Below are 23,853 nucleotides of genomic sequence, written 5' to 3' on the forward strand. Positions count from 1 at the left end.
ATAATGAATTGCCGTAAAGCTGATCCTTCCCCGAGCCATGACTGCCTGTCATGCGCCGCGCCCCTCACTGACTGCTGAGGTGCCGGACATGAGCGAAAACATCGAACGCAAAGGCATCCATCTGACCCGCGCCCTGAAAAGCCGGCACATTTTCATGCTGTCCCTGGGGGGCGTGATCGGCACCGGACTGTTCATGGGCTCCGGCGTGATCATCAACCAGGGCGGCCCGGTGGGGGCGATACTGGCCTACCTCGTTGCCGGTTTCCTGATGTACCTGGTGATGGTCTGCCTGGGCGAACTGTCGGTGCAGATGCCGGTATCCGGTTCGTTCCAGACCCATGCGACTAAATTCATCGGCCCGGCCACCGGCTTCATGATTGGCTGGGTGTACTGGATGAGCTGGGCGACCACGGTTGGCCTGGAGTTCACCGCCGCCGGGATGCTGATGACCCGCTGGTTCCCGGAGGTGCCGATCTGGTACTGGTCGGCGCTGTTCGTGGTGGTGCTGTTCGGCCTTAATGCCCTGGCGACCCGCGCCTTTGGTGAGGCGGAATACTGGTTTTCGGGGATCAAAGTCGCGGCGATTCTCGGTTTCATCATCGTCGGAGTGCTGGTGATCTTTGGCGCAATTCCGCTGACCAGTGGAGCACCGGCGCCGATGATGAGCAATCTGATCGGCGACTCACTGTTCCCCAACGGACTGTCCGCGGTGTTTGCGGTGATGATGACCGTGGTCTACGCCTTCCAGGGCTGCGAGATCATGGGCGTGGCCGCCGGCGAAACCGACCAGCCGGAAAAAAGCATTCCCCGCGCGGTGCGCAACGTGGTGTTCCGCGTGCTGATTTTCTATGTGCTGGCGATTGTCGTGCTGTCGGCCATCGTGCCGTGGCAGCAGGCGGGGCTGATGGAAAGCCCATTCGTGCAGGTGTTCGACATGGTTGGCATTCCGTACGCCGCCGACCTGATGAACTTCGTGATCCTCACGGCGATTCTGTCGGTGGGCAACTCCGGCCTGTACGCCTCGACCCGCATTTTGTGGGCGATGTCGAAAACCGGCATGGCGCCCAAAAGCCTGTCACCGCTGAGCAAACGTGGGGTGCCGTTGCGCGCCTTGAGCATCACCTTGTGCTTTGCCCTGGTGTCGCTGATGACCAGTTTCGTCGCCGCCGACACGCTGTTCATGGTGCTGATGGCAGTAAGCGGCATGTCTGGCACGGTGACCTGGATTGTCATTGCCCTGGCGCAATACAAATTCCGCAAGGTCTACCTGCGCGATGGCGGCAAACTCAGCGACCTGAAGTACCGCGCCCCGTGGTTCCCGGTGTTGCCGCTGATGTGCATCGCGTTGTGCTGCTCGTTGTTCGTGTTCCTGGCACTGGATGAAACCCAGCGTCCTTCGTTGTATTGGGGCTTTGGATTCATTGCGCTGTGCTATGGCGCGTACTTCCTGATTCATCGCAAGCGTGAACAGGTGTTGGCGCCGAGCCTGCCGAACGCGTAGTTCCCTGATTCAACTCATCCCCTGTGGGAGCGGGCTTGCTCGCGAAGAGGACCTGTCAGTCAACCCTGTTGGCAACTGACACTCCGCTTTCGCGAGCAAGCCCGCTCCCACAGTTGTTTTGCGGTGCCCTGTCGGCAGTTGTTCGAAGTTGTAACAGAGTCATCAGCCTAAAAATCCATATCGATAAAAACACCTTATAAAACAATCTGATAGATAGTTTTTTAGTCTGTTACAGACTACTTCGCCACCAATTGCCGCCTTACTGAACACTCGTTTAGTATGGCCTCAAGTCGCATCACCTCAGACCAAACACAATAATTCGAGGACTCGCATGACTACCCACGATTCGCTGCTCAGTCAGGTCGAAGCAGGCGTTGCCTGGATCACCCTCAATCGCACCGCCCAGCGCAACGCGCTGGACATCCCGACCCTGAAAAACCTGCATGCCTTGCTCGACACGTACAACGCCGATCCGGCGGTTCGCGTGGTGGTGCTGACCGGCAGTGGGCGCAGTTTCTGTGCCGGGGCCGATCTTGACGAATGGGCCGAAGCCGAAGCCCGGGGGGCGCTGGAAACCTATGGCTGGACCGAAACCGCCCATGCCTTGATGACCCGTCTGTACAGCCTTGAGAAACCGACCATCGCGGCCATCAATGGCACCGCCGTCGGCGCGGGCATGGACCTGACCCTGTGCTGCGACCTGCGCATCGCCGGGCAATCGGCGCGCTTCAAGGCCGGCTACACCAGCATGGCTTACTCGCCGGACGCCGGTGCCAGCTGGCATTTGCCTCGGCTGATCGGTGCCGAGCAGGCCAAGCGCCTGCTGTTCCTTGACGAATTGTGGGGGGCTGACCGCGCGCTCGACGCCGGCCTGGTCAGCGATGTCTGCGCCGATGATCAGTTGCTGACCGTCGCCAGTGAACTCGCGGCACGCCTGGCCGCCGGACCCACCTTTGCCTTTGCCCAGACCAAGAAACTCATGCGCGAAGGCGCCGACCGCAGCTTGCCCGAGCAACTGCAGGCGGAACTGGCCGCCGGCCTGCTGTGCGGGCGCAGTGAAGACGGCAACGAAGCCCTGCGCGCGGCCATGGAAAAACGTCCGCCGCGCTTCATCGGTCGCTAAGTTCCGTCACATAGTCCCGGCACACCTCTATCAGCACACGATCAACAGGTAGCACCATGAATTTCCAACTGACCCAAGAACAAGAAATGTTGGTGGACGCGGTCCGCAGTTTCGTTACCAAGGAACTGCTGCCCTATGAAGACGAAGTCGACCGTGCCGACGAAGTCTCCCCGGAGCTGGCGGCGCAGATTCGCGGCAAGGCGATTGCCGCCGGTTTCTATGCCTTCAACATGCCCGAAGAGGTGGGCGGTGGCGGTCTGGATTACCTGTCCCAGGCGCTGATCGAGCGCGAGCTGTCCAAGGTCTCCTGGGCGCTGCACGTCTTCGTGGCGCGGCCATCGAAGATCCTCATGGCCTGCAAGGGCGAGCAGATCAACGACTACCTGTTGCCGTGCATCCAGGGAGAGAAAATCGACTGCTTCGCTCTCACCGAACCGGGCGCCGGCTCCGATGCCAATGCGATCAAGACCCGCGCCGTGCGTGACGGTGACGACTTCATTCTCAACGGCAGCAAGCACTTCATCAGCCACGCCGGCCACGCCGATTTCGCCATCGTCTTCGCCGTCACCGACACTTACGAGCAAAACGGCAAGAAGCGCAACGCCGTGACCTCGTTCCTGGTCGACCGCAACACCCCCGGCATGACCATTCGCCGTGGCCCCAAGTGCGTGAGCAACCGTGGCTATCACACCTTCGAAATGTTCTTCGACGATTGCCGTGTGCCGGCCACCAAGGTGCTGGGTGAAGTCGGCAAGGGTTGGGACGTTGCCAATGCCTGGCTGACCGCCGGGCGGGTGATGGTCGCGGCCAACTGCGTCGGTCAGGCCCAACGGGCGCTGGACGTGTCGCTGCAATGGGCGGCGGATCGCAAGCAATTCGGCCAGCCGATCGGCACCTACCAAGGTGTGTCGTTCAAATTGGCGGACATGGCCACGCAAATCCGCGCAGCGGAACTGCTGACCTTGCACACCGCGTGGAAGATGGACCAGGGCACCATGACCGATGGCGAGGCCGGCATGGCCAAGCTGTTCGCCAGCGAAGTGCTGGGGCGTGCGGCCGATGAGGCGGTGCAGATTTTTGGCGGCATGGGCCTGATGGATGAAGGTCCGGTGGAGCGCATCTGGCGTAACGCGCGGATCGAGCGAATCTGGGAAGGCACTTCGGAAATCCAGCGCCACATCATTTCCCGCGAGCTGCTGCGGCCGCTGTTGCGCTGATCGGTCCGGAGAATTCCCATGTCGCAAACCATTCGTGACAACCTCAAACGCATGCTCGCGCCGCAACACGTGGCCTTCGTCGGTGGCCGCAGCATGGCCCGCGCCCTCAAGCGCTGTGCTGACGGCGGCTACCCGGGGCAGATGTGGTTGGTCAACCCGCAGCACGACAGCCTTGAAGGCGTGCCTTGCGTGCGCAGCATTGCCGACTTGCCGTGCGGGCCGGACGCGGTGTTCATCGCCACCAACCGCGACCTGACCCTGACCTGCGTCGCCGAACTGGCCGCCATCGGCACCGGCGGCGCGATCTGTTACGCCTCGGGTTTTGCCGAGACCGGCGCCGAAGGCCAGGCCCTGCAACAACAACTGCTTGAAGCCGCTGGCGACATGGCGTTGCTCGGCCCCAACTGCTACGGCCTGCTCGACTACCTGCACAGCTCCGCGTTGTGGCCGGTGGCCCATGGCGGCAAAGCGGTGGAGAAGGGCGTGGCGGTGCTGACCCAGAGCGGCAACTTCGCCTACAACCTGTCCATGAGCGATCGTTCGCTGCCGGTGGCCTACATGGCGTCGGTGGGCAATCAGGCGCAACTGGGCGTGGCGGAATTGATGGACGTATTGCTCGATGAGCCACGGGTTACTGCTATCGGCCTGCACTTGGAAGGCCTGAAAAACGTACCGGGGTTCGCCCGCGCCGCGCACAAGGCGCTGGAAAAGGGTATTCCGATCATCGCCTTGAAAACCGGCGTGTCGCAGATCGGCGCCGAACTCGCCTTGAGTCACACCAGTTCGCTGTCCGGTTCCGATGCGCTATACGACGCGTTGTTTGCGCGGCTCGGGGTGATTCGTGTCAGTGGTCCGGTGAGTTTCGTCGAAACGCTGAAAGCAGCGGCGTGCGGCAACCTGCCGGCGGGCGACAGCCTGATCGCGCTGGCCTGTTCCGGTGGTGATGCCGGTCTGATTGCCGACTACGCCGAACGCAATGACCTGAGTCTGCCGAAGCTCGATGAAGGGCAAGTCGGCGAATTGGCGCAGGTGTTGCCGAGCTACGCCAACCTGGTCAACCCGCTGGATTTCACCACGGCGATCTGGGGCGACGGCGAGGCACTGAACTCCATGCTCGACAGCGCCCTGCGCACTGAAGCGAACGCGGCGATGCTGGTGCTCGACTACCCGGCGGAGTTCACCGGCGAGCGCAAGGAATGCGACCTGCTGCTGGATCTGTACTGCAAGGCACTGGTACGTCATGGCAAGACCGGTTTCGTCACCTCGGCCTTTCCTGAGCTGTTGCCGCCTCACGCCCGTGAGCGTTTGCATGCCCAGGGCGTGGCGGCGTTGCAGGGTGTTGAAGACGGCTTGGCCGCGTGGGGGCGCATCGCCGGTTACCAGCGCAAGCGTCAGGCATTGCTGGCGCTCGGCGAATCGGCACTGGTGCCGCTGTGCCCGCAAGCGCTGGAAGGCGAAGGGCAATTGCTCAACGAATGGGATTCGAAGCAGGCCTTGCGTGCCTTTGGCCTGCCAACGCCCAACGGTGTGTTGAGTACGCCGGACAACGCGCTGAAGGACGCCGAAGCACTGGGTTATCCGCTGGTACTCAAGGCTGTCAGCGCTCACCTGCCGCACAAGACCGAAGCCGGTGCCGTGGCGCTGAACCTCAAGGGAAACGCGGCCCTGAGCGCCGCGCTGGACACGATGCGCGCCAGCATCAAGGCGTACGCACCGGACGTGGCCTTCGATCAGCTGCTGCTGGAGCCGATGGCCAAGCCACCACTGGCCGAGCTGATCGTCGGCATCAAGCGCGAAAACGATTTCGGCCTGGCCCTGGTGATTGGTGCCGGCGGGATTCTGGTGGAGTTGCTCAAGGACAGTCGCAGCCTGTTGCTGCCGACCACCGATGGGGCGATTCGCCAGGCCTTGCTTAGCCTGCGCAGCGCTCCGTTGCTGCAAGGCTTTCGCGGACGCCAGGCAGCAGATCTGGAGGCGCTGGTATCAGCGATCCGCGCCGTGGCCGATTACGCCTGCGAGAACGCCGCGCAGTTGCTGGAACTCGATGTGAACCCATTGTTGGTCGGTGCCGATGGCACGACCGCGGTCGATGCGTTGATTCGCCTCGGCCATGCGTGAGGACCTGAACATGCAAAGCAAAACCTTGACCGGTGGCCAGGCGCTGGTGCGTCTGCTGGCCAACTACGGCGTCGACACCGTGTTTGGCATTCCCGGCGTGCACACGCTGGAGTTGTATCGCGGCTTGCCCGGCAGCGGCATTCGCCACGTGCTGACTCGGCATGAGCAGGGCGCCAGTTTCATGGCCGACGGCTATGCGCGGGTCAGCGGCAAACCCGGCGTGTGCTTCGTTATCACCGGCCCCGGCGTGACCAACGCCGCCACCGGCATCGGTCAGGCCTACGCCGATTCGATTCCGATGCTGGTGATTTCCAGCGTCAACCATACCGCCAGCCTCGGAAAGGGTTGGGGCATCCTCCACGAGTGCCAGGACCAGCGTGCGATGACCGCGCCAATCACCGCGTTCTCGGCGCTGGCCTTGACCGCCGAAGATCTGCCGGAACTGATCGCCCGTGCTTACGCGGTGTTCGACAGCGAACGTCCGCGCCCGGTGCACATTTCGGTGCCGCTGGACGTGCTGTCGGCACCGGTCGCCCGCGACTGGAGTAACGAAGTCGTGCGCCGCCCCGGTCGCGGTACGCCGGCCGCCACGGTTCTGGACGAGGCCGCAGCCAAGCTGCAGGGTGCTAAACGGCCGATGATCATCGCCGGTGGCGGCGCCTTGAATGCTGCACCGCAATTGCAGGAACTGAGTACTCGATTGGCCGCGCCGCTGTTCACCAGTGTTGCCGGCAAAGGCCTGCTGCCACCGGACGCACCACTGAATGCCGGTTCGTCGCTGTGTGTGGAACCGGGCTGGAACCTGATCGCCGAGGCCGATGTGGTGCTGGCGGTCGGCACGGAAATGGCCGACACCGACTTCTGGCGCGAACGCCTGCCGCTCAATGCCGAACTGCTGCGGGTGGACATCGATCCGCGCAAGTTCAACGACTTTTACCCGTGTGCCGTGGCGTTACATGGCGATGCGCAACAGACGCTGGCGGCTTTGCTGGAACGCCTGTCGCCTGACGTCCGTGATGCCGACGCAGCCATTGCCAAAGTGGCGGCACTGCGTGAGGCGATTCAGGCGGGCCATGGTCCGTTGCAGTCGATCCATCAGGCGATTCTGCAGCGCATTGCCGCTGAACTGCCAGCCGACGCCTTCATCAGCACCGACATGACCCAACTGGCCTACACCGGCAACTACGCCTTTGCCAGCCAGGCAACCCGCAGCTGGTTGCACCCGACCGGCTACGGCACGTTGGGCTACGGCTTGCCCGCTGGTATCGGCGCCAAGTTCGGCGCGCCGCAACGTCCGGGCCTGGTACTGGTGGGTGACGGCGGCTTCCTCTACACCGCGCAGGAACTGGCGACGGCGGTCGAGGAACTGGACAGCCCGCTGGTGGTGTTGCTGTGGAATAACGACGCGCTGGGGCAGATCCGCGACGACATGCTCGGCCTGGACATCGAGCCCATCGGCGTGCTGCCGCGCAATCCCGACTTCGCCGCCCTTGGTCGCGCCTTCGGTTGCACCGTGAGCCAGCCGCAAAGCCTGGCCGAGTTGCAAATCGACCTGCGCCACGGCTTCAAGCGCAACGGTGTGACCCTGATCGAACTCAAGCATGCCTGTGCACACTGATTTTCACCTTTGTAATGGGGGACGGCTTTATGCGCTTTTCCGATCTGACTCAACGTATCGCCGGAGACGGCGCTGCCGCCTGGGATATTCATTACCGCGCACTGGCCATGCTGGAGCAGGGCAAGGACATTCTGCTGTTGTCGGTGGGTGACCCGGATTTCGACACGCCGCAACCCATCGTGCAGGGCGCCATCGACAGCCTGTTGTCCGGCAACACCCACTACGCCGAGGTGCGCGGCAAGCGCGCCTTGCGTGAAGCCATCGCCAAACGCCACCGGCAACGCAGCGGTCAGTGGGTAACAGCGAACGAAGTCACTGTGTTGGCCGGTGCGCAATGCGCGCTGTTCAGCGTCGCCCAGTGCGTGCTCAATCCCGGCGATGAGGTGATCGTAGCCGAACCGATGTACGTCACCTACGAAGCGGTGTTCGGTGCCTGCGGCGCGGTCGTTGTGCCGGTGCCCGTGCGTTCGGAAAACGGTTTCCGCGTTCTGCCCGAAGACGTTGCCGCGCGTATCACCCCGCGTACCCGCGCCCTGGCGCTGAACAGCCCGCACAACCCGTCGGGTGCGAGCCTGCCGCGCAGCACCTGGCAAGCCCTGGCCGAACTGTGCATCGCCCATGACCTGTGGCTGATTTCCGATGAGGTCTACAGCGAGCTGCTGTTCGACGGCGAACACGTCAGCCCGGCGAGTCTGCCGGGCATGGCTGAGCGCACCGCGACCCTCAACAGCCTGTCGAAATCCCACGCCATGACCGGCTGGCGCGTGGGCTGGGTGGTGGCGCCGCCATCGTTGGCCGCGCACTTGGAAAACCTCGCACTGTGCATGCTCTACGGTTCGCCGGATTTCATTCAGGACGCCGCCGTGGTGGCACTGGAAAGCCAGCTGCCGGAACTGGACGCCATGCGCGAAGCCTATCGCCAGCGTCGTGATCTGGTCTGCGAAAGCCTGGCCGATTGTCCCGGCGTACGCGCCTTGAAACCCGATGGCGGCATGTTCGTGATGGTCGACATCCGCGCAACCGGGCTCAGCGCCCAGGCGTTCGCTGATCGCTTGTTGGATCGCCATGGTGTGTCGGTGCTGGCCGGCGAAGCTTTTGGTCCCAGCGCGGCGGGTCATATTCGCCTCGGGCTGGTGGTGGGGACCGCGCCCTTGCGCGATGCCTGCCAGCGCATTGCCCGCTGTGCTCAAGAACTGATGGAGTCGCAGGTACATGCTTAACCACAAGGCACTGTTTATTGATGGGCGCTGGCAAACGCCTTCGGGCCAGGGCGTCGCCAAGGTGATCAACCCGGCCACCGAAGAAGTGGCCGGTAGTGTGCCCTTGGGCGATGAGCGCGATGTCGACAACGCCGTGGCGGCGGCGCGCCAGGCCTTTGCCTCATGGTCGCGCACGCCGTCCAGCGTCCGCGCCGGGTACATCCGCGCACTGGCCGAACAACTGAAAACCCGTGCCGATGAGATGGCGGCGGTGATCACCACCGAGCTGGGCATGCCGGTGCAATGGTGTCGTTCGGTGCAGGTCGACGGACCGATCATCGGCCTGGAGCAGTACATCGAACTCGCCGGTTTGATGGACGAAGTGCGTGAAGTCGGCAACTCGCTGGTGATCCGCGAGGCAGTGGGCGTCTGTGCCTTCATCAACCCGTGGAATTACCCGCTGCACCAGTTGATCGGCAAACTCGCGCCGGCCCTCGCTGCCGGTTGCACCGTGGTGGTCAAGCCGAGCCAGGAAACCCCTTTGCACGCGTTTTTGCTGACGCAGATGATCGAAGACATCGGCCTGCCGGCCGGGGTGTTCAACCTGGTCAGCGGACCGGGTTCGAAAGTCGGCGAAGCGCTGGCCAAACACCCGGACGTGGACATGGTTTCGTTCACCGGTTCCACCGGCGCCGGGGTGCGGGTTGCGCAAGCGGCGGCGCCTTCGGTGAAACGGGTGTGCCTGGAGCTGGGCGGCAAGTCGCCGTTGCTGATCGCCGAAGATGCCGATCTGGCCGCCGCGGTGCGTTATGGCGTGCAGGACGTGATGATCAACTCCGGCCAGACCTGCACCGCATTGACTCGCATGCTGCTGCCGGCCAGCCGCTATGCCGAGGCACTGGAAATTGCGCGGGAGGAAACCCTGAGCCTGAAGATGGGCGATCCGCTCGATCCACAGAGTTTTCTGGGGCCGATGTGTTCCGCCGGGCAACGTCGCACGGTGCTTGATTACATCAAGGCCGGCCAACAGGAAGGCGCACGCCTGCTGTGCGGTGGCGACTCGGCACCGGCCTTCGAACGCGGCTACTACGTCAGCCCGACGCTGTTCGCCGACGTCGACAACCAAATGCGCATCGCCCAGGAAGAAATCTTCGGCCCGGTGCTGTGCCTGATTCCCTATGCCGATGAGGCGCAAGCCATCCGGATCGCCAACGATTCGCCGTTCGGCCTGTCCAGCGGTGTCTGGGCCGGCAGCGCCGAGCGGGCGCTGCAACTGGGTCGGCAATTGCGCGCGGGCCAGTGTTTTCTCAATGGCGCGGCGTTCAACTACCAGGCGCCGTTCGGGGGCTACAAACAATCGGGCAATGGACGTGAATGGGGGGAAGAGGGGCTCAGTGAATTCGTCGAAGTGAAGGCGATCCAGGTGTGACCGATGGCAATTTGAATGTTTTACGCACCGGGCCTTTGCCCGGTGCCTTTCGTGGTTTTGAACAGGTATTTCATTAGCGTTTATCAGGGGCAATGCAATGAGCGATAACAAAAACAAGATTACTCAAGCGAACCATGAATTCAGCTTTGCGCGCCGGGACTTTCTCAAGTACAGCGCAGCGGCGGCGGCAATGGCCGGGGCGTTCTCCATGGGGTTGCCGTTTGGAGCGATGGCTCAGGAAGCCACGCCAAAACCCGGTGGTGTACTGCGCCTGGGCCTGGCCGGCGGCAGCACTACCGACTCCAAAGACCCCGGCTCCTGGAGCGACACCTTCACCTTCGTCGGCTTCTCGGCGGTCTATAACACCCTCACCGAAATCGCGGTCGATGGCACCGCGATTCCGGAACTGGCCGAAAGCTGGACCTCGACCCCGGATGCGCGTGTCTGGACCTTCAAACTGCGCCAGGGCGTGACCTTCCACAACGGCAAGACCTTGACCGCTGACGATGTGGTCGCCTCGATCCAGCATCACCTCGGGGAAAAATCCACTTCGGCGGCCAAGACCGTGTTGGGCGATGTAGCCAAAGTCAGTGCCAATGGCAGCGACAGCGTGGTGTTCGAGCTGCATTCGGGCAATGCCGATTTCTCTTACGTGGTCGCCGATTACCATCTGGTGATCATGCCGAGCAAGGACGGAACGCCGGACTGGCAGGCCGGCGTCGGCACCGGCGGCTATCGCCTCAAGGACTTCGAGCCGGGCGTGCGCATGACCCTGGAACGCAGCCCGGATTACTGGAAAGCCGGGCGCGCGCACTTTGCCAGCGCCGAGCTGATTGCCATCTCTGATGGCGCGGCGCGGGTCAACGCACTGGTCACCGGGCAGGTGGACGTGATCAACAAGGTCGACCTGAAAACCGTGGCCCTGCTCAAGCGCAACCCGAAGCTGATCATCGAAGAAACCAAGGGCGCCCAGCACTACACCTTCCCGATGCTCACCGACAGCCAGGTGTTCCAGAACAACGACGTGCGCCTGGCGATGAAGCACGCGATCAACCGCGAAACCCTGCTGGCGTCGGTGCTGTACGGTTATGGCCTGGTCGGTAACGATCACCCGATCCAGCCCGGCAGCCGATTCATCAACACAGCACTGGAACAGCGTACCTACGATCCGGACAAGTCGCGCTTCCACCTGAAAAAGGCCGGCCTGGATTCGCTCAAGGTCCGTCTGCAAGCCTCCGATGCGGCCTACACCGGCGCCGTCGACGCCTCGGTGCTGTTCAAGGAACAGGCCCGTGCGGCCGGGATCGACATCGATGTGGTGCGCGAGCCCGCCGACGGCTTCTTCTCCAATGTCTGGATGAAACAGCCATTCACTACCTCGTTCTGGTACAGCAGCCTGACCGCCGACCGCATGTTCAGCATCGGTTATGCCAAAGGCGCGGCGTGGAACGAAACCCACTGGGACAACCCGCGCTTCAATCAACTGCTCAACGCTGCCCGCGGTGAAATGAACGAGCCGCTGCGCCGCGAGATGTACAACGAAATGCAGGCGCTATGCCGCGATGACGGCGGGGCGATCGTGCCGCTGTTCGCCAGCTCCGTGGCGGCGCGTTCCAACCGCGTTATGCATGGTGGGCAGACGGCGCCCTATGGCGAGCTGGATGGACTGCGGGTGATCGAGCGGTGGTGGCAGGCGTAAGCGCCAGTCAATCCACTGAAGATCAACTGTGGGAGCGAGCCTGCTCGCGAATAGGCCCGGTCAGTGACATTTAGGGTGACTGACACAGCGTTTTCGCGAGCAGGCTCGCTCCCACAGTGGAAGTTGGCATCTCCATTTCAAGGAATTACGCGGTGAATAGTATTTTAAAGTTGCTACTTCAGCGTTTGGCATTGGGGCTGTTATCGCTGTTTGCGGTGTCAGTGATTATTTTTCTCGCGGTCGGGATGCTTCCGGGCGATATCGCCCAGGCCATGCTCGGCCAGTCCGCCACCCCGGAAACCGTGGCGGCGTATCGGGCGCAACTGGGTCTGGACATGCCGCCGCTGACCCGTTTCGGGCACTGGATCTGGCAACTGCTGCACGGTGACCTGGGCATGTCGCTGGCCAACCAGCGGCCTATCGCCGATCTGGTCGGTGCGCGCCTGGGCAACACCTTCAGCCTGGCGCTGCTGGCGGCGCTGGTGTCGGTGCCGTTGGCATTGCTGCTGGGGATGCTCGCGGCGTTGTATCGCAACAGCTGGTTCGACCGTTTGCTCAATACCTCGGCGTTGAGCGCGGTGTCGTTCCCCGAGTTTTTCGTGGCCTACATCCTGATCCTGGTGTTTGCGGTGAAACTCAACTGGTTCCCGAGCATTTCCAACCTGTCGCCGAACGCCTCGCTGGGTGAGGTACTGGAGCGCTCTGTGCTGCCGGTCGCAACCCTGAGCCTGGTGGTGATCGCGCAGATGATGCGCATGACCCGCGCCTCCTTGATCAACCTGCTGGCCAGCCCGTACATCGAAATGGCCCGGCTCAAGGGCATCAGCCAGTCGCGGATCATCTTGCGCCACGCCTTGCCCAACGCGCTGGCGCCGATCGTCAACGTGGTGGCGCTGAACCTGGCCTATCTGGTGGTGGGTGTGGTGGTGGTCGAAGTGGTGTTTGTCTATCCGGGTCTGGGCCAGTTGCTGGTGGACTCGGTGGCCAAGCGTGACATTCCGGTGGTGCAGGCGTGCAGCCTGATCTTCGCCGCGACCTACATCCTGCTCAATACCAGCGCCGATGTGCTGTCGATTGCCAGCAATCCACGCCTGATGCATCCGAAGGGGTAAGCCATGAGCCTGTTAAGACAACTATTGCGGGCGCCGCTGAGCGCCAAATTCGGGCTGCTGGTGATCGTGCTGTACATCCTGGTGGCCGTGTTCGCGCCGGTATTGGCACCGTTCGGCGAAACCCAGGTGGTGGGCGAGGGCTTCGCGCCTTGGGGCGGACAATTTCTGCTGGGCACCGATAACCTGGGGCGCGACATGTTCAGCCGCCTGGTCTACGGCGCGCGCAACACCCTGGGCATTGCCTTCCTGACCACGGTATTGGCATTCCTGCTCGGCGGCCTGAGCGGTTTGATCGCGGCGATCAAGGGCGGTTGGGTCGATCAGGGGCTGTCGAGGGTCGTCGATATCCTGATGGCAATACCGCAACTGATCTTCGCCTTGCTGATTCTCAGCGTGGTTGGCACCACGGCGACGTCGCTGGTGCTGGTGATCGCGCTGCTGGACGCGACCCGGGTGTTTCGCCTTTCAAGGGCGGTGGCCATGAACGTGGTGGTGCAGGACTTTGTCGAAGCGGCGCGTCTGCGCGGTGAAGGCCTGTGGTGGCTGGTGACCCGTGAAGTGCTGCCGAACGCGGCGGCGCCGTTGATTGCCGAATTCGGCCTGCGTTTCTGCTTCGTGTTCCTGTTCATCAGTGCGCTGTCGTTCCTCGGCCTGGGCATTCAACCGCCGACCGCCGACTGGGGCAGCATGGTGCGCGATAACGCTGTGCTGATCACCTTTGGCGACATCAGCCCGTTGCTGCCCGCGTTGGCCGTAGCGCTGATCACCGTAAGCGTCAATTTCGTCGTCGACTGGATGCTGCACAAATCCAGCGGTCTCAAGGAATGCTGAACATGACGACCTCCAAACCTTTGCTGGAAATCCGCGATCTGCACATCGAAGGTCATTACGAAGACGCCTGGCACCCGCTGATCAAGGGCATCGACCTGACCCTGCAGCGGGGCGAGGTGCTGGGGCTGATCGGCGAGTCGGGGGCGGGCAAGTCGACCCTCGGTCTGTCGGCCATGGGCTATACCCGCGACGGCTGCCGGATTACCGGCGGCTCGGTGCACTTCGACGGCATCGACCTGCTCAAGGCCAAGCCCGAAGCCCTGCGCCAGTTGCGCGGTTTGCGCATTGCCTATGTTGCACAAAGCGCGGCGGCTTCGTTCAACCCGGCCCATCGGCTGATCGACCAGCACGTGGAAACCGCGGTGAAGAACGGTGGCATGAGTCGCGACCAGGCCATGCGCGAAGCGGTGGAGCTGTACCGGGTGCTGCGCCTGCCCAACCCCGAGCAGATCGGCCAGCGTTATCCGCATCAGGTTTCCGGCGGCCAGTTGCAGCGGGTCATGACTGCGATGGCCATGGCCTGTCACCCGGACCTGATCATCTTCGACGAACCGACCACCGCGCTGGACGTCACCACCCAGATCGAAGTGCTGGCGGCGATTCGCGATGCGGTGAAGACCTACGGCAGTGCGGCAATCTACATCAGCCACGACCTGGCGGTGGTGGCACAGATGGCCGACCGCATTATGGTGCTGCGCCACGGCAAACTGGTCGAAGAAGCCGAAACCCGCCAGATGCTCGGCGACCCGCAGGAGGAATACACCAAGTCGTTGTGGGCAGTGCGCAGTTTCCGCACTGAACCCAAGACCTGCCCCCAGGAGGAAAAACCGCTGCTGGAATTGCGCAACAGCTGCGCCAGCTACGGTCATCAACCGGTGCTGCACGACGTGTCGTTAAAGCTGTACAAAGGCCAGACCCTGGCGGTGATTGGCGAGTCCGGCAGCGGCAAGAGTTCCACGGCGCGGCTGATCACCGGCCTGCTGCCGCCGACCTGTGGCGAAGTGCTGTATGACGGTCAGCCGCTGCCCGCCGACTTCCGTCAGCGCAGCAAGGAGCAACTGCGGCGCATCCAGATGATCTACCAGATCCCCGATACGGCGCTCAATCCACGCCAGCGCATCGTCGATATCATCGGCCGGCCGCTGACCTTCTATCTCGGGCTCAAGGGCAAGGCCCTGCGTGCCCGGGTGGCCGAATTGCTTGAAATGATCGAACTGGACCCGGCGACCTTCATGGAGCGTCAGCCCCGTGAACTGTCCGGTGGGCAGAAACAGCGGATCTGCATCGCCCGGGCACTGGCGGCCGACCCGCAACTGATCATTTGCGACGAAGTCACCTCGGCCCTCGATCAACTGGTGGCCGAAGGCGTACTCAAATTGCTCAACCGCATCCAGCAACAGCTTGGTGTGGCCTATCTGTTCATCACCCACGACGTCGCCACCGTGCGGGCGATTGCCGATGAGGTGCTGGTGATGCAACGGGGCAGGGTGGTGGACCACGGCTCGCGCAGCCAGATATTCACCCCGCCGCATCAGGATTACACCGGGCTGCTGTTTTCTTCCGAACCGCAGATGGACCCGGACTGGCTCGACCGCTTGCTGGCCAGTCGCGCTGCACCGAATTCAAACCCTATGCTGGAAAAAGTCTAAGGAACCCTCATGAAAGTACTGATCGTTCACGCTCATCCCGAGCCGAAATCCTTCACCGCGGCCCTGCGTGACCAGGCTGTCGCCACCCTCGAAGCCCAGGGCCACGAGGTGCAGGTCAGCGACCTGTACCAGATGAACTGGAATCCGGTGGCCAGCGCCGATGACTTCTCAAAGCGGGAAAATCCCGAGTACCTGGTGTATGCGCTGGAGCAACGCCTGGGGGTGAAAAGCCAGTCGCTGGCGGAGGATATCCAGGGCGAACTGGACAAGCTGCTGTGGGCTGACCTGCTGATCCTCAACTTCCCGATCTTCTGGTTCTCCACCCCGGCCATGCTCAAGGGTTGGATCGACCGGGTGCTGGTGTCGGGCATCTGCTACGGCGGCAAGCGTTTCTACGATCAGGGGGGCTTGAGCGGCAAGAAGGCGCTGGTGAGCGTGACCCTGGGAGGTCGCGAGCATATGTTCGGTGAAGACGCGATCCATGGCCCGTTGCAGGACATGCTGCGACCCATCCTGCGCGGCACCCTGGCGTATGTCGGTTTCGACGTGCTGGAACCGTTCGTGGCCTGGCATGTGCCGTACATCAGCGACGAAGCGCGGCAGCAGTTTCTGGTGGATTACACCCAGCGCCTGCAACACCTGAGCGACGAACAACCACTGGCATTCCCCAAGCTGTCGCAGTTCGATGACCTGCTCTACCCACTGCGACAACCAGCTGAGGCGGATGTCTGATCAACCGCACCATCCCCCTGTGGGAGCAACTGTCTTGATGTCTTTTATTTTGAAGTTTGATCAAAGGGTGCCTCGCTTGAGGCGGTAGCAAGCCGTCGGGAGGAAAACAGCCTGCTGATGGATCTGCGGGAGGAGGGCTGAACTACACTCTTTCGAGGTGCCTCACGCTCATTTCGGAGAACATCATGAAAAGGTTGCCGTTCGTCGGCCTATGCCTCGTTGTTTCAGTTTTCAGCGTCCAGGGATGGGCTCAATCGGTGGTGCCGCTCAAGGGGCAGAGTTCACAACAGACACAGGCCGATATCACCGAATGCAACAACATCGCCGCCAGTCAGGCATCGACCACCACGACACCCTCCGGAGGACGGCTCAAGGGCGCGGCCGTTGGCGCGGCGGCTGGAGCTGCAGGGGCGCAAGTGCGCGGGCGTCAGCATGACGAGTTCTATGATCGAGTCGACGACGATACCAAGCAGGATTATCGGCAGAACCGCGCCAAGGAAACGGCCGCGGCAGGTGCCGTGGTAGGCGGGTCGCGCCAGCGTCAGGAGCGACGGGCGCAGGAGAAAACCAACGCAGCGAACACTTCCACGGCGTATACCAGTTGCTTGCAGGGCAAGGGTTATCAGGTAAACCCCTGAGTCTGTACCTGTCAGGGCTAATCCCACAAGGTTTGCGGGATCAGGCTCTGATATTGGTTTTTTGCCGTTGATCCAGCAGATGCACCATCAAACAGGCATACAGCGTCACCGCGATAAACAACCCCATGCGTACCGCAAACGCGGTGTAGACGTCCTTGCCTGCCGCGCTGTCCTGCACCGATTGGCCCAACAGAATGATCAGCGTGATCAGGCTGTTGAGCCAGAACCCGGGGCTGAACCGGCCTGGACTCAATCCATAGAGTTTGCGCGCCAGCAGCAGGGTGAACAGCAACATCCACAAAAAGAACATCCACAGGTGCACGAACAGGCTAAGCGCACACCAGAACAGAATGGCCAGCAAGCCGCCGAGCAGGGTAGAACCGACCAGTTCGCGTCCGGCGTTGCGCGCCGAGGTCGTCGAGCTCTGTTGCCCCAGGTTGACCGCCTTGAGGACGATGGGCAGGTAACTGGCCGGATCGACCAATGCCAACAGGAAGGCCGGCATCACGATCAACGTGGCACGCAACGCCACCCGGCCGACGTCGTCCGGCGCCAATGTCGGGGCGGCGGGTGGTGCAGGGGGATTGTCAGGCTCGGGGAACAGCCAGTGACTCAACATCCCCACCATGACCGCCAGCAAGAGTCCCGCGACCAATGCCTTGATGACCATCAGCGCCAGGTCGAATTCGAGGACGCCAGCGGAGGAAATCATGGTCAGGCCAATTATCAGGAAGGTAACGATCAGGTTGTTGCCACCGCGCAGGCCAAAACGAAAGACTGCGAACAGACAGAGCCCGATCAACAGCACACCACTGACAGCGAAATAACGCAGGGCCGGGATCAGCAGCAAGCCGATACCGGTGGTCAACATTGCGACCAGCGCGAGTATTACAGCGGCCTTGAAGGGCAGTGGGCGGTTGGATGCGACCAGCAGCAGCGCACCCAGCACCGGCGCCAGAAACGGGATCGGCAATGCCAGGCCATAACTGGCCGCCAGACACAGGGCTGTCCCCGTGGCCAGGCGCAGAGCACGCTGAGCCCTGGGCGAGCGCTGCTTAATAGACATACGACAGCCAGCTCATCAGCCACAGAAACACCCGGCCCAGCGGGTTCAAGAGGTTACCGCCGCTGGGAAAGGCCATGACCTCGGCCTGGCCCCCGGCGCGGATGGCGCGGTTGTCCTTGAGCATGGTCAGTGACTCGGGGGAAAACTCGATAATCACCGGAAATCGCTGCGCCGGACGCAGCCAGTCACGGCTGTTCTGCACCGTCGGCAGACTGCCGGGGGCGGGCGGCTGGCCCACACTGACCCCATAACCGACACTGCGCACGCGGCCCTCGAACACTTCGCCGGGTAGCGCATCCAGCACGATCGACACCGGAGAGTCGGGCTGGACCAAGGCAAGGTTGTTTTCGGTCATGTCGGCACTGATCCACACATCGTGGATCGCGATCAGGGTCATCACCGGATTGCCCGCCGCGGCGAACTGGCCGACGTCGGTGCGCAAGTCGGTGATCAGCCCGGCCGAGCGTGCACGAACCTGAGTGTTGGCAAGATCCAGTTCGGCTTTCGACAGGGCGGTGGCGGCGCTGCGCAGCAGGGCGTTGTCTTCCTCGCTGCCGCCTTCCTGCTCGCGGGCGCGCTGCACTTCGGCGCGGGCCGCGGCGACCTTGCTGACGGCGGCTTCGTGGTTGGCGCGGGAGACTTCCAGCAGGCGTACGGAAATGGTGCCGGGATCTTCGCGGTACAGGCCTTCAAGGCGCTGATTGTCCTGTCGTGCCTTGAGTTCATTGGCTTGTGCCGCCCGCAGGTTGGCCTGCGCCGAAGCGATACCGGCGGTGCTGGCGCCGATCTGCCGGCGGGTGGATTCAAGGTCTGCCCGCGCCCGGTCGACCGCGATCTGATACGGCTGCGGGTCGATCTCGAAGATGACGTCTCCGGCCTTGACGTCCTGGTTGTTGCGCACATGCACGCGGATCACCCGGCCCGCGACTTCCGCCGCCACCGGAATCACGAACGCGCCGACCCGTGCCTGTTGCGTGTAGGGCGTGAAACGGTCAGCCAGCAGATACCAGGCCAGGCTGACGATGATCAGCAGCAGAACCCACTTGATGCCTTTTTTCGTCGGATCGGCGGCGGGTGGCTGCGGAGCATCGGAGGAGGGAGGCGCGGCGTCAGTCATGGTGGCTTACCGGGTTGGGAAAGGAGGCGGCGGGTTGAGGCTCGGACAGCAGGTCGCCCCAATCGGTGCGTTGTTCCATTTGCCGGCGCGTGGCCGGATCGACTTTGGCTTGGGCGCTGTACCAGCCACCGCCCAGGGCCTTGTACAGAGCAATCACGTTACTCACTGCATCACCCCGACTGACCAGGTAGCTGTCCTGGGTATCGAGCAGGGCGCGCTGGGCGTCCAGTACCCGCTGAAAGTCCGAATAGCCCTCGCGATAAAGCGCGTTGGCCAGCTCCAGTGAGCGTTTCGCCGCGCCTTCGGCCTCACGCAGGATGCGTTCGCGCTGCAAGGCCTGGGTCAGGCCGTTGGCGGCATCGTCCGCCTCGCGCGCGGCCTGGCGCACCTTGTCGCGATAGGCCTCGATCAGCTGTTGCAAGCGCGCGTCCTGCACCCGCACGTTGTTGCCGATACGGCCGTAGTCGAACACGTTCCAGCGCAGGCTCGGGCCGCCGATCAGGTCCAGGCTGCGGGAGCTGCCGCTCAAGGTATCGGTGGACCAGACAATGCTGCCGAGCAGGCTCAGCGACGGGTAGAAATCGGTTTCGGCGACGCCTACCAGCGCCGACTGCGCGGCCACATTCAATTCGGCAGCGCGCACGTCGGGACGGCGCAGCAGCAGCTGGGCCGGCACATCCTGCAGCACGGCGCGGTCCACCAGCGGGATCAATCCGTTGTTCTCGATCACTAGCGGCAGTACTCCCGGCGGCTGACCGATCAGCACCGCCAGGGCATTGCGCAATCGCACCAGTTGATCTTGCAGGACGGGGATGCTGCTCAGGGTACCGAGGTATTGGGTCTTGGCTTGTTGCAGGTCGAGTTCGGCGGTCTGTCCGCTCTTGAACAGTTTTTCGGTGATCTCGTAATTGCGTTTCTGCTGGCTGGCGTTTTCCTCGGCCACCCGCAGACGGGCCTGGGTCGTGCGAAGCGAAAAATAACTGTCGGCAACCTGCGCGCGAAGCAGAACCAGGGCGTCGTCATAGTTGGCCTCAGCGGCGAAATAGCTGGCATCGGACGCCTCGATCGCGCGGCTGAAACGACCCCAGAAATCCAGTTCCCAGCCCACATCGAAACCGGCGCTGTGCTGCCAGAATCGGCTGTCTATCGGGTTACGCCCGCCAGATTGGTCGCGATGGATGTACACACTGTCGGCACTGATCTGCTGCAGTTGCGGGTAGCGGCCGCTTTCGGCGATGCCCAATTGCGCGCGGGCCTCCATCACCCGCAGACCGACAATCTTCAGGCTGGAATTGTTCGCGTCGGCTTCGGCGATCAATCGGTCCAGGGTCGGATCGGCAAAAATCTCCCACCACTGGCGAATGTCCGGTTGCAACGCCCGCTGGCTGGCGTGGTCGAGGTTCGGCGTATTCCAGTGATCGACCCAGGGTTCGCCGGGCGACTGGAAGTCCGGCCCCAAGCGTACGCATCCGCCAAGGGCAAGCACGGCAAACAGCAGCAATGGGCTGGCGGATGGAGGCATTGCGCGGTTCCGACCGAGGAATATCACAGCAGCATAGACGCCAGGAGGGTGGGTGGTAGGCAATCCCTTGTGGGAGCGGGCCTGCTCGCGAAGGACTTCAACGAAAAAGCGTCCTGTCTGGAAGATCGCGCTGCCGGGAGGTTATTCGCGAGCAGGCTCGCTCCCACAGGGGATAGAGGGAACGACTGGCTAAACAAAAAACGCCGCGACTGTCGTAAAAACGACCTGTTTACGCTGAACGCGAACCCCGATCAGTTTTCTGTTGAACGACTGTTCAGCTTGGACTATGTTCGTTCCACCTTCTCTCCCGGCTGGTTGCGGGCTTGCGTTTCTTCATTTTGAACGAGGCACTGGCATGCGGTTTTCACCCTTTGTTGAGCGGATCTCGGGGCAAGGCGTTGCCGCCTGGGATATTCACAATGCCGCATTTGAAGCACGGCGCGGTGGGGAAGATGTGATCATTCTCAGTGTCGGCGATCCGGACTTCCCCACCCCCGACTTCATCACCGATGCCGCCATCCAGGCCCTGCGCGAAGGGGACACTCACTACACGGAAATCGCCGGTCGCCCGACCTTGCGCGAAGCCCTCGCCACGCGTTACGGCAAGCTGTTCGACCGCGAGTTGCAAGCGGACAACGTGATCGCGGTGGCGGGTGCACAGAACGCGCTGTTCGTCACGTCGATGTGTCTGCTCAGCGCCGGCGACGAAGTGATTGCCCTGGATCCGATGTACGTGACTTACGAGGCGACGCTCAAGGCCTCCGGCGCGACGCTGGTGCGGGTGCCGTGCTCGGCGGACGATGATTTCCGCCTCGATGCGGCGGTGCTGGCCAAGGCCATCACGCCGCGAACCCGGGCGATTTTCCTGTCCAACCCGAACAACCCGACCGGGGTCATGCTCAACCGCGAAGAACTGCAAGCCATCGCTGAACTGGCCATTGCCCATGACTTGTGGGTGGTGGTCGACGAGGTCTATGAAAGCCTGGCGTTCGAGCGCGATCATTTGAGCATGGCGGCCTTGCCGGGCATGGCCGAGCGTTGCGTGGTGATCGCCAGCCTGTCGAAATCCCACGCCATGACCGGCTGGCGAATCGGCTGGATCGTCGCCCATCCGGCCCTGATCGCCCATGCCGAAACCCTGGTGTTGAGCATGCTCTACGGCTTGCCGGGGTTCGCCATGGAAGCCGCACTCAAGGCCGTGCAGGCCCACGACGAAGTCACCCACGGCATGCGTGACATCTATCGGCGGCGTCGCGATCTGCTGGTGGCGGGACTGTCGGATTGTCCGGGTATCAGCCTGCTCAAGCCCGACGCCGGCATGTTCGTGCTGGTGGACGTGCGCGCAACCGGCCTGAGTTCGCTGGAGTTCGCCTGGCGGCTGTTGCGCGAGGCGCGGGTGTCGGTGCTGGATGCCGCGGCCTTCGGCGAACCGGCGCAAGGTTTCGTGCGGCTGTCGTTCACCCTCGGTGAAGAACGGCTGGCCGAGGCCTGCCAGCGAATCCGCGATTTCGTCCTGGTACTCAAGGGCGAAGCACCACGGCCCGTGATCAGTCGCGTGACGTCCTCGGCAGGGGCTGAACCGGTCGCCGCCCGGACCATGATCGAAGTCGAGCGCCTGCACAAACGCTTCGGCAATATTGAAGTGCTCAAGGGCGTGTCCCTGACGGCCCGCGAAGGCGAGGTGATCTCGCTGATCGGTGCCAGCGGTTCGGGCAAGAGTACCTTGCTGCGCTGCATCAACATGCTCGAAGTGCCGGACCAGGGGCGCATTCTGGTGGACGGCGAAAGCATTCACCTGAACCACTCGCGCCCCGGTGCACCGCTGGTTTCCGATGCAAAGCAACTGGTGCGCATCCGTTCCAGCCTGGGCATGGTGTTCCAGAACTTCAACCTCTGGCCCCATCGAACGGTGCTGGAAAACCTGATCGAAGCGCCGACCCAAGTCCTGCGTGAAAGCAAAGCGGAGGCCACTGAACGGGCCGAAGCCTTGCTCGAGCGCGTGGGGCTGGCGGCCAAGCGCAACGAGTACCCGGCGTTTCTCTCCGGGGGACAGCAACAACGGGTGGCCATCGCCCGGGCCCTGGCCATGCGGCCCAAGGTCATGCTGTTCGATGAACCCACCTCGGCACTCGACCCGGAACTGGTCGGGGAAGTGCTGCGGGTGATCCGCTCTCTCGCCGAAGAAGGCCGGACCATGATCCTGGTGACCCATGAGATGGCTTTCGCACGCGATGTCTCTTCCAAAGTCGCCTTTTTGCATCAGGGGCTGATCGAGGAAACCGGTTCGCCGGACGAAGTGTTCGTACACCCACGAAGCGAGCGTTGCCGGCAATTCGTCAACGCTCATCAGACTCGCTAAAAACAACAAAAGACGGGGAAAACCATGGGAAATCGACGTTTGGCAAACTGGTTGACTGGCGCCGCCTGCGTAATGCTGGCCGGTATGAGCGCTGCTCACGCACAACCGATCAGGTTCGCGGTTGCCGCCGAACCCTATCCGCCGTACACCGAGAAACAGGCCAACGGTGAATGGAAGGGCTTTGAGGTCGACCTGATCCACAAGCTGTGCAGCGAAATGAAAGCCGAATGCGAGATCAAGGAAGTGGCGTGGGACGGGATCATTCCGTCGCTGCTGGCCAAGAAAATCGACGTGATTTTCTCCTCGATGTCGGTGACCGAAGAGCGGGAAAAACAGATCGCGTTCAGCAAGGCTTACTACGACTCGGTGGTGGCGATTGTCGGGCCCAAGGACGCGGTCGTGAAAAAATACCCGGACGACCTCAAGGGCAAGACCATCGGCGTGCAGAACTCGACGGTGAGCGCCAGCTACCTTAAGACCTACTACGAAAAAATTGCCGACGTTAAGTACTACGACACCCAGGACTCGGTGAACGCCGACCTGATTGCCGGTCGCATCGACCTGATGATGGCCGACGGCACGGCCATGGCAGCCTTCGTCAAGACCCCGGATGCCAGCAAAAGCAATCTGGAATACCTCGGCGCCGTGCCCTACGACCCGATCTTCGGCAAGGGCGTGGGCGCCGGCCTGCGCAAGGACGACACCGAACTCAAGGCCAAGCTCGACAAGGCCATCCAGGAACTGCTGGCGAGCAAGGACTACGACGACCTGTCCCAGAGCTACTTCGGTACCAGCGTGAAGCCGACGTTCTAATGCCGTGAATGAAAATCCTCTGTAGGAGCGAGCTTGCTCGCGAAAAACGTTAACGAAAACGCGACTCTTCTGACGAACCGCGGCGCACTTACGTTCATCGCGAGCAAGCT

At 62.5% G+C, this 23,853-nt stretch carries 18 protein-coding genes; 15 read left to right on the forward strand and 3 right to left on the reverse strand.

Annotated features, from left to right (window positions below; translation table 11 throughout):
• Nucleotides 1–88 precede the first annotated feature (88 nt).
• The 13 genes from FFS64_RS26530 to FFS64_RS26595 all read left to right on the forward strand — a co-directional run bounded on the left by FFS64_RS26530 (nucleotide 89) and on the right by FFS64_RS26595 (nucleotide 16,866).
• Entirely contained in the window at nucleotides 89–1,501 is a 1,413-nt protein-coding gene (locus FFS64_RS26530; RefSeq protein WP_137807763.1) for an amino acid permease, read from the forward strand.
• A 331-nt stretch (nucleotides 1,502–1,832) separates the two neighbouring features.
• Nucleotides 1,833–2,624 carry an enoyl-CoA hydratase/isomerase family protein gene (locus tag FFS64_RS26540; RefSeq protein WP_137807764.1) on the forward strand — a complete coding sequence of 264 codons (792 nt, stop codon included), beginning with the start codon at nucleotides 1,833–1,835 and terminating at the stop codon, nucleotides 2,622–2,624.
• A gap of 56 nt (nucleotides 2,625–2,680) precedes the next feature.
• Complete coding sequence (locus FFS64_RS26545) at nucleotides 2,681–3,841, forward strand: acyl-CoA dehydrogenase family protein (RefSeq protein WP_137807765.1); 1,161 nt, start codon at nucleotides 2,681–2,683, stop codon at nucleotides 3,839–3,841.
• Nucleotides 3,842–3,859: 18 nt separating this feature from the next.
• Nucleotides 3,860–5,959 carry an acetate--CoA ligase family protein gene (locus tag FFS64_RS26550; RefSeq protein WP_137807766.1) on the forward strand — a complete coding sequence of 700 codons (2,100 nt, stop codon included), beginning with the start codon at nucleotides 3,860–3,862 and terminating at the stop codon, nucleotides 5,957–5,959.
• A 10-nt stretch (nucleotides 5,960–5,969) separates the two neighbouring features.
• Nucleotides 5,970–7,577, forward strand: coding sequence for a 5-guanidino-2-oxopentanoate decarboxylase (locus FFS64_RS26555; RefSeq protein ID WP_137807767.1), 1,608 nt, complete (start codon nucleotides 5,970–5,972; stop codon nucleotides 7,575–7,577).
• Between the two features lie 29 nt (nucleotides 7,578–7,606).
• Entirely contained in the window at nucleotides 7,607–8,797 is a 1,191-nt protein-coding gene (locus FFS64_RS26560) for a pyridoxal phosphate-dependent aminotransferase (RefSeq protein WP_137807768.1), read from the forward strand.
• Nucleotides 8,790–10,205 (forward strand): aldehyde dehydrogenase family protein, encoded by a 1,416-nt coding sequence (locus tag FFS64_RS26565; protein ID WP_137807769.1) that lies wholly within the window; start codon nucleotides 8,790–8,792, stop codon nucleotides 10,203–10,205. Before FFS64_RS26560 ends, FFS64_RS26565 begins: the two co-directional genes overlap by 8 nt.
• 97 nt (nucleotides 10,206–10,302) lie before the next feature.
• On the forward strand, nucleotides 10,303–11,904 hold the full coding sequence (locus FFS64_RS26570; RefSeq protein WP_137807770.1) for an ABC transporter substrate-binding protein: 1,602 nt from the start codon (nucleotides 10,303–10,305) through the stop codon (nucleotides 11,902–11,904).
• Nucleotides 11,905–12,056: 152 nt separating this feature from the next.
• Entirely contained in the window at nucleotides 12,057–13,016 is a 960-nt protein-coding gene (locus FFS64_RS26575; RefSeq protein WP_137807771.1) for an ABC transporter permease, read from the forward strand.
• Between the two features lie 3 nt (nucleotides 13,017–13,019).
• Nucleotides 13,020–13,847, forward strand: coding sequence for an ABC transporter permease (locus FFS64_RS26580; RefSeq protein ID WP_137807772.1), 828 nt, complete (start codon nucleotides 13,020–13,022; stop codon nucleotides 13,845–13,847).
• A gap of 2 nt (nucleotides 13,848–13,849) precedes the next feature.
• The gene (locus FFS64_RS26585; RefSeq protein WP_137807773.1) at nucleotides 13,850–15,496 is read left to right on the forward strand and encodes an ABC transporter ATP-binding protein; all 1,647 of its coding nucleotides are present in this window, start codon (nucleotides 13,850–13,852) and stop codon (nucleotides 15,494–15,496) included.
• A gap of 9 nt (nucleotides 15,497–15,505) precedes the next feature.
• On the forward strand, nucleotides 15,506–16,228 hold the full coding sequence (locus FFS64_RS26590; protein WP_137807774.1) for an NAD(P)H-dependent oxidoreductase: 723 nt from the start codon (nucleotides 15,506–15,508) through the stop codon (nucleotides 16,226–16,228).
• Nucleotides 16,229–16,413: 185 nt separating this feature from the next.
• Nucleotides 16,414–16,866, forward strand: a complete 453-nt coding sequence (locus tag FFS64_RS26595; RefSeq protein ID WP_137807775.1) for a YMGG-like glycine zipper-containing protein — start codon at nucleotides 16,414–16,416, stop codon at nucleotides 16,864–16,866.
• A 40-nt stretch (nucleotides 16,867–16,906) separates the two neighbouring features.
• On the opposite strand, the gene FFS64_RS26600 is transcribed toward FFS64_RS26595, so the two are convergent.
• Genes FFS64_RS26600 through FFS64_RS26610 form a run of 3 tightly spaced genes read right to left on the reverse strand, consistent with a single transcriptional unit; the run spans nucleotide 16,907 to nucleotide 20,571 of the window.
• On the reverse strand, nucleotides 16,907–17,932 hold the full coding sequence (locus FFS64_RS26600) for a DUF2955 domain-containing protein (protein WP_137807776.1): 1,026 nt from the start codon (nucleotides 17,930–17,932) through the stop codon (nucleotides 16,907–16,909).
• A complete protein-coding gene (locus FFS64_RS26605) occupies nucleotides 17,922–19,049 on the reverse strand; it encodes an HlyD family secretion protein (protein WP_137807777.1) in 1,128 nt (375 codons plus the stop codon). Before FFS64_RS26605 ends, FFS64_RS26600 begins: the two co-directional genes overlap by 11 nt.
• Complete coding sequence (locus FFS64_RS26610; RefSeq protein ID WP_137807778.1) at nucleotides 19,042–20,571, reverse strand: TolC family protein; 1,530 nt, start codon at nucleotides 20,569–20,571, stop codon at nucleotides 19,042–19,044. The genes FFS64_RS26605 and FFS64_RS26610 overlap by 8 nt, the downstream gene beginning before the upstream one ends.
• A 355-nt stretch (nucleotides 20,572–20,926) precedes the next feature.
• On the opposite strand from FFS64_RS26610, the gene FFS64_RS32040 reads away from it, so the two are divergent.
• Together FFS64_RS32040 and FFS64_RS26620 are read left to right on the forward strand one after the other, a co-directional pair.
• Entirely contained in the window at nucleotides 20,927–22,930 is a 2,004-nt protein-coding gene (locus FFS64_RS32040) for an aminotransferase class I/II-fold pyridoxal phosphate-dependent enzyme (RefSeq protein WP_137807779.1), read from the forward strand.
• A 24-nt stretch (nucleotides 22,931–22,954) separates the two neighbouring features.
• Nucleotides 22,955–23,743 (forward strand): transporter substrate-binding domain-containing protein, encoded by a 789-nt coding sequence (locus tag FFS64_RS26620; RefSeq protein ID WP_137807780.1) that lies wholly within the window; start codon nucleotides 22,955–22,957, stop codon nucleotides 23,741–23,743.
• Nucleotides 23,744–23,853 lie beyond the last annotated feature (110 nt).

This window comes from Pseudomonas sp. G(2018) (genome assembly GCF_005502415.1).
GTDB lineage: Bacteria > Pseudomonadota > Gammaproteobacteria > Pseudomonadales > Pseudomonadaceae > Aquipseudomonas.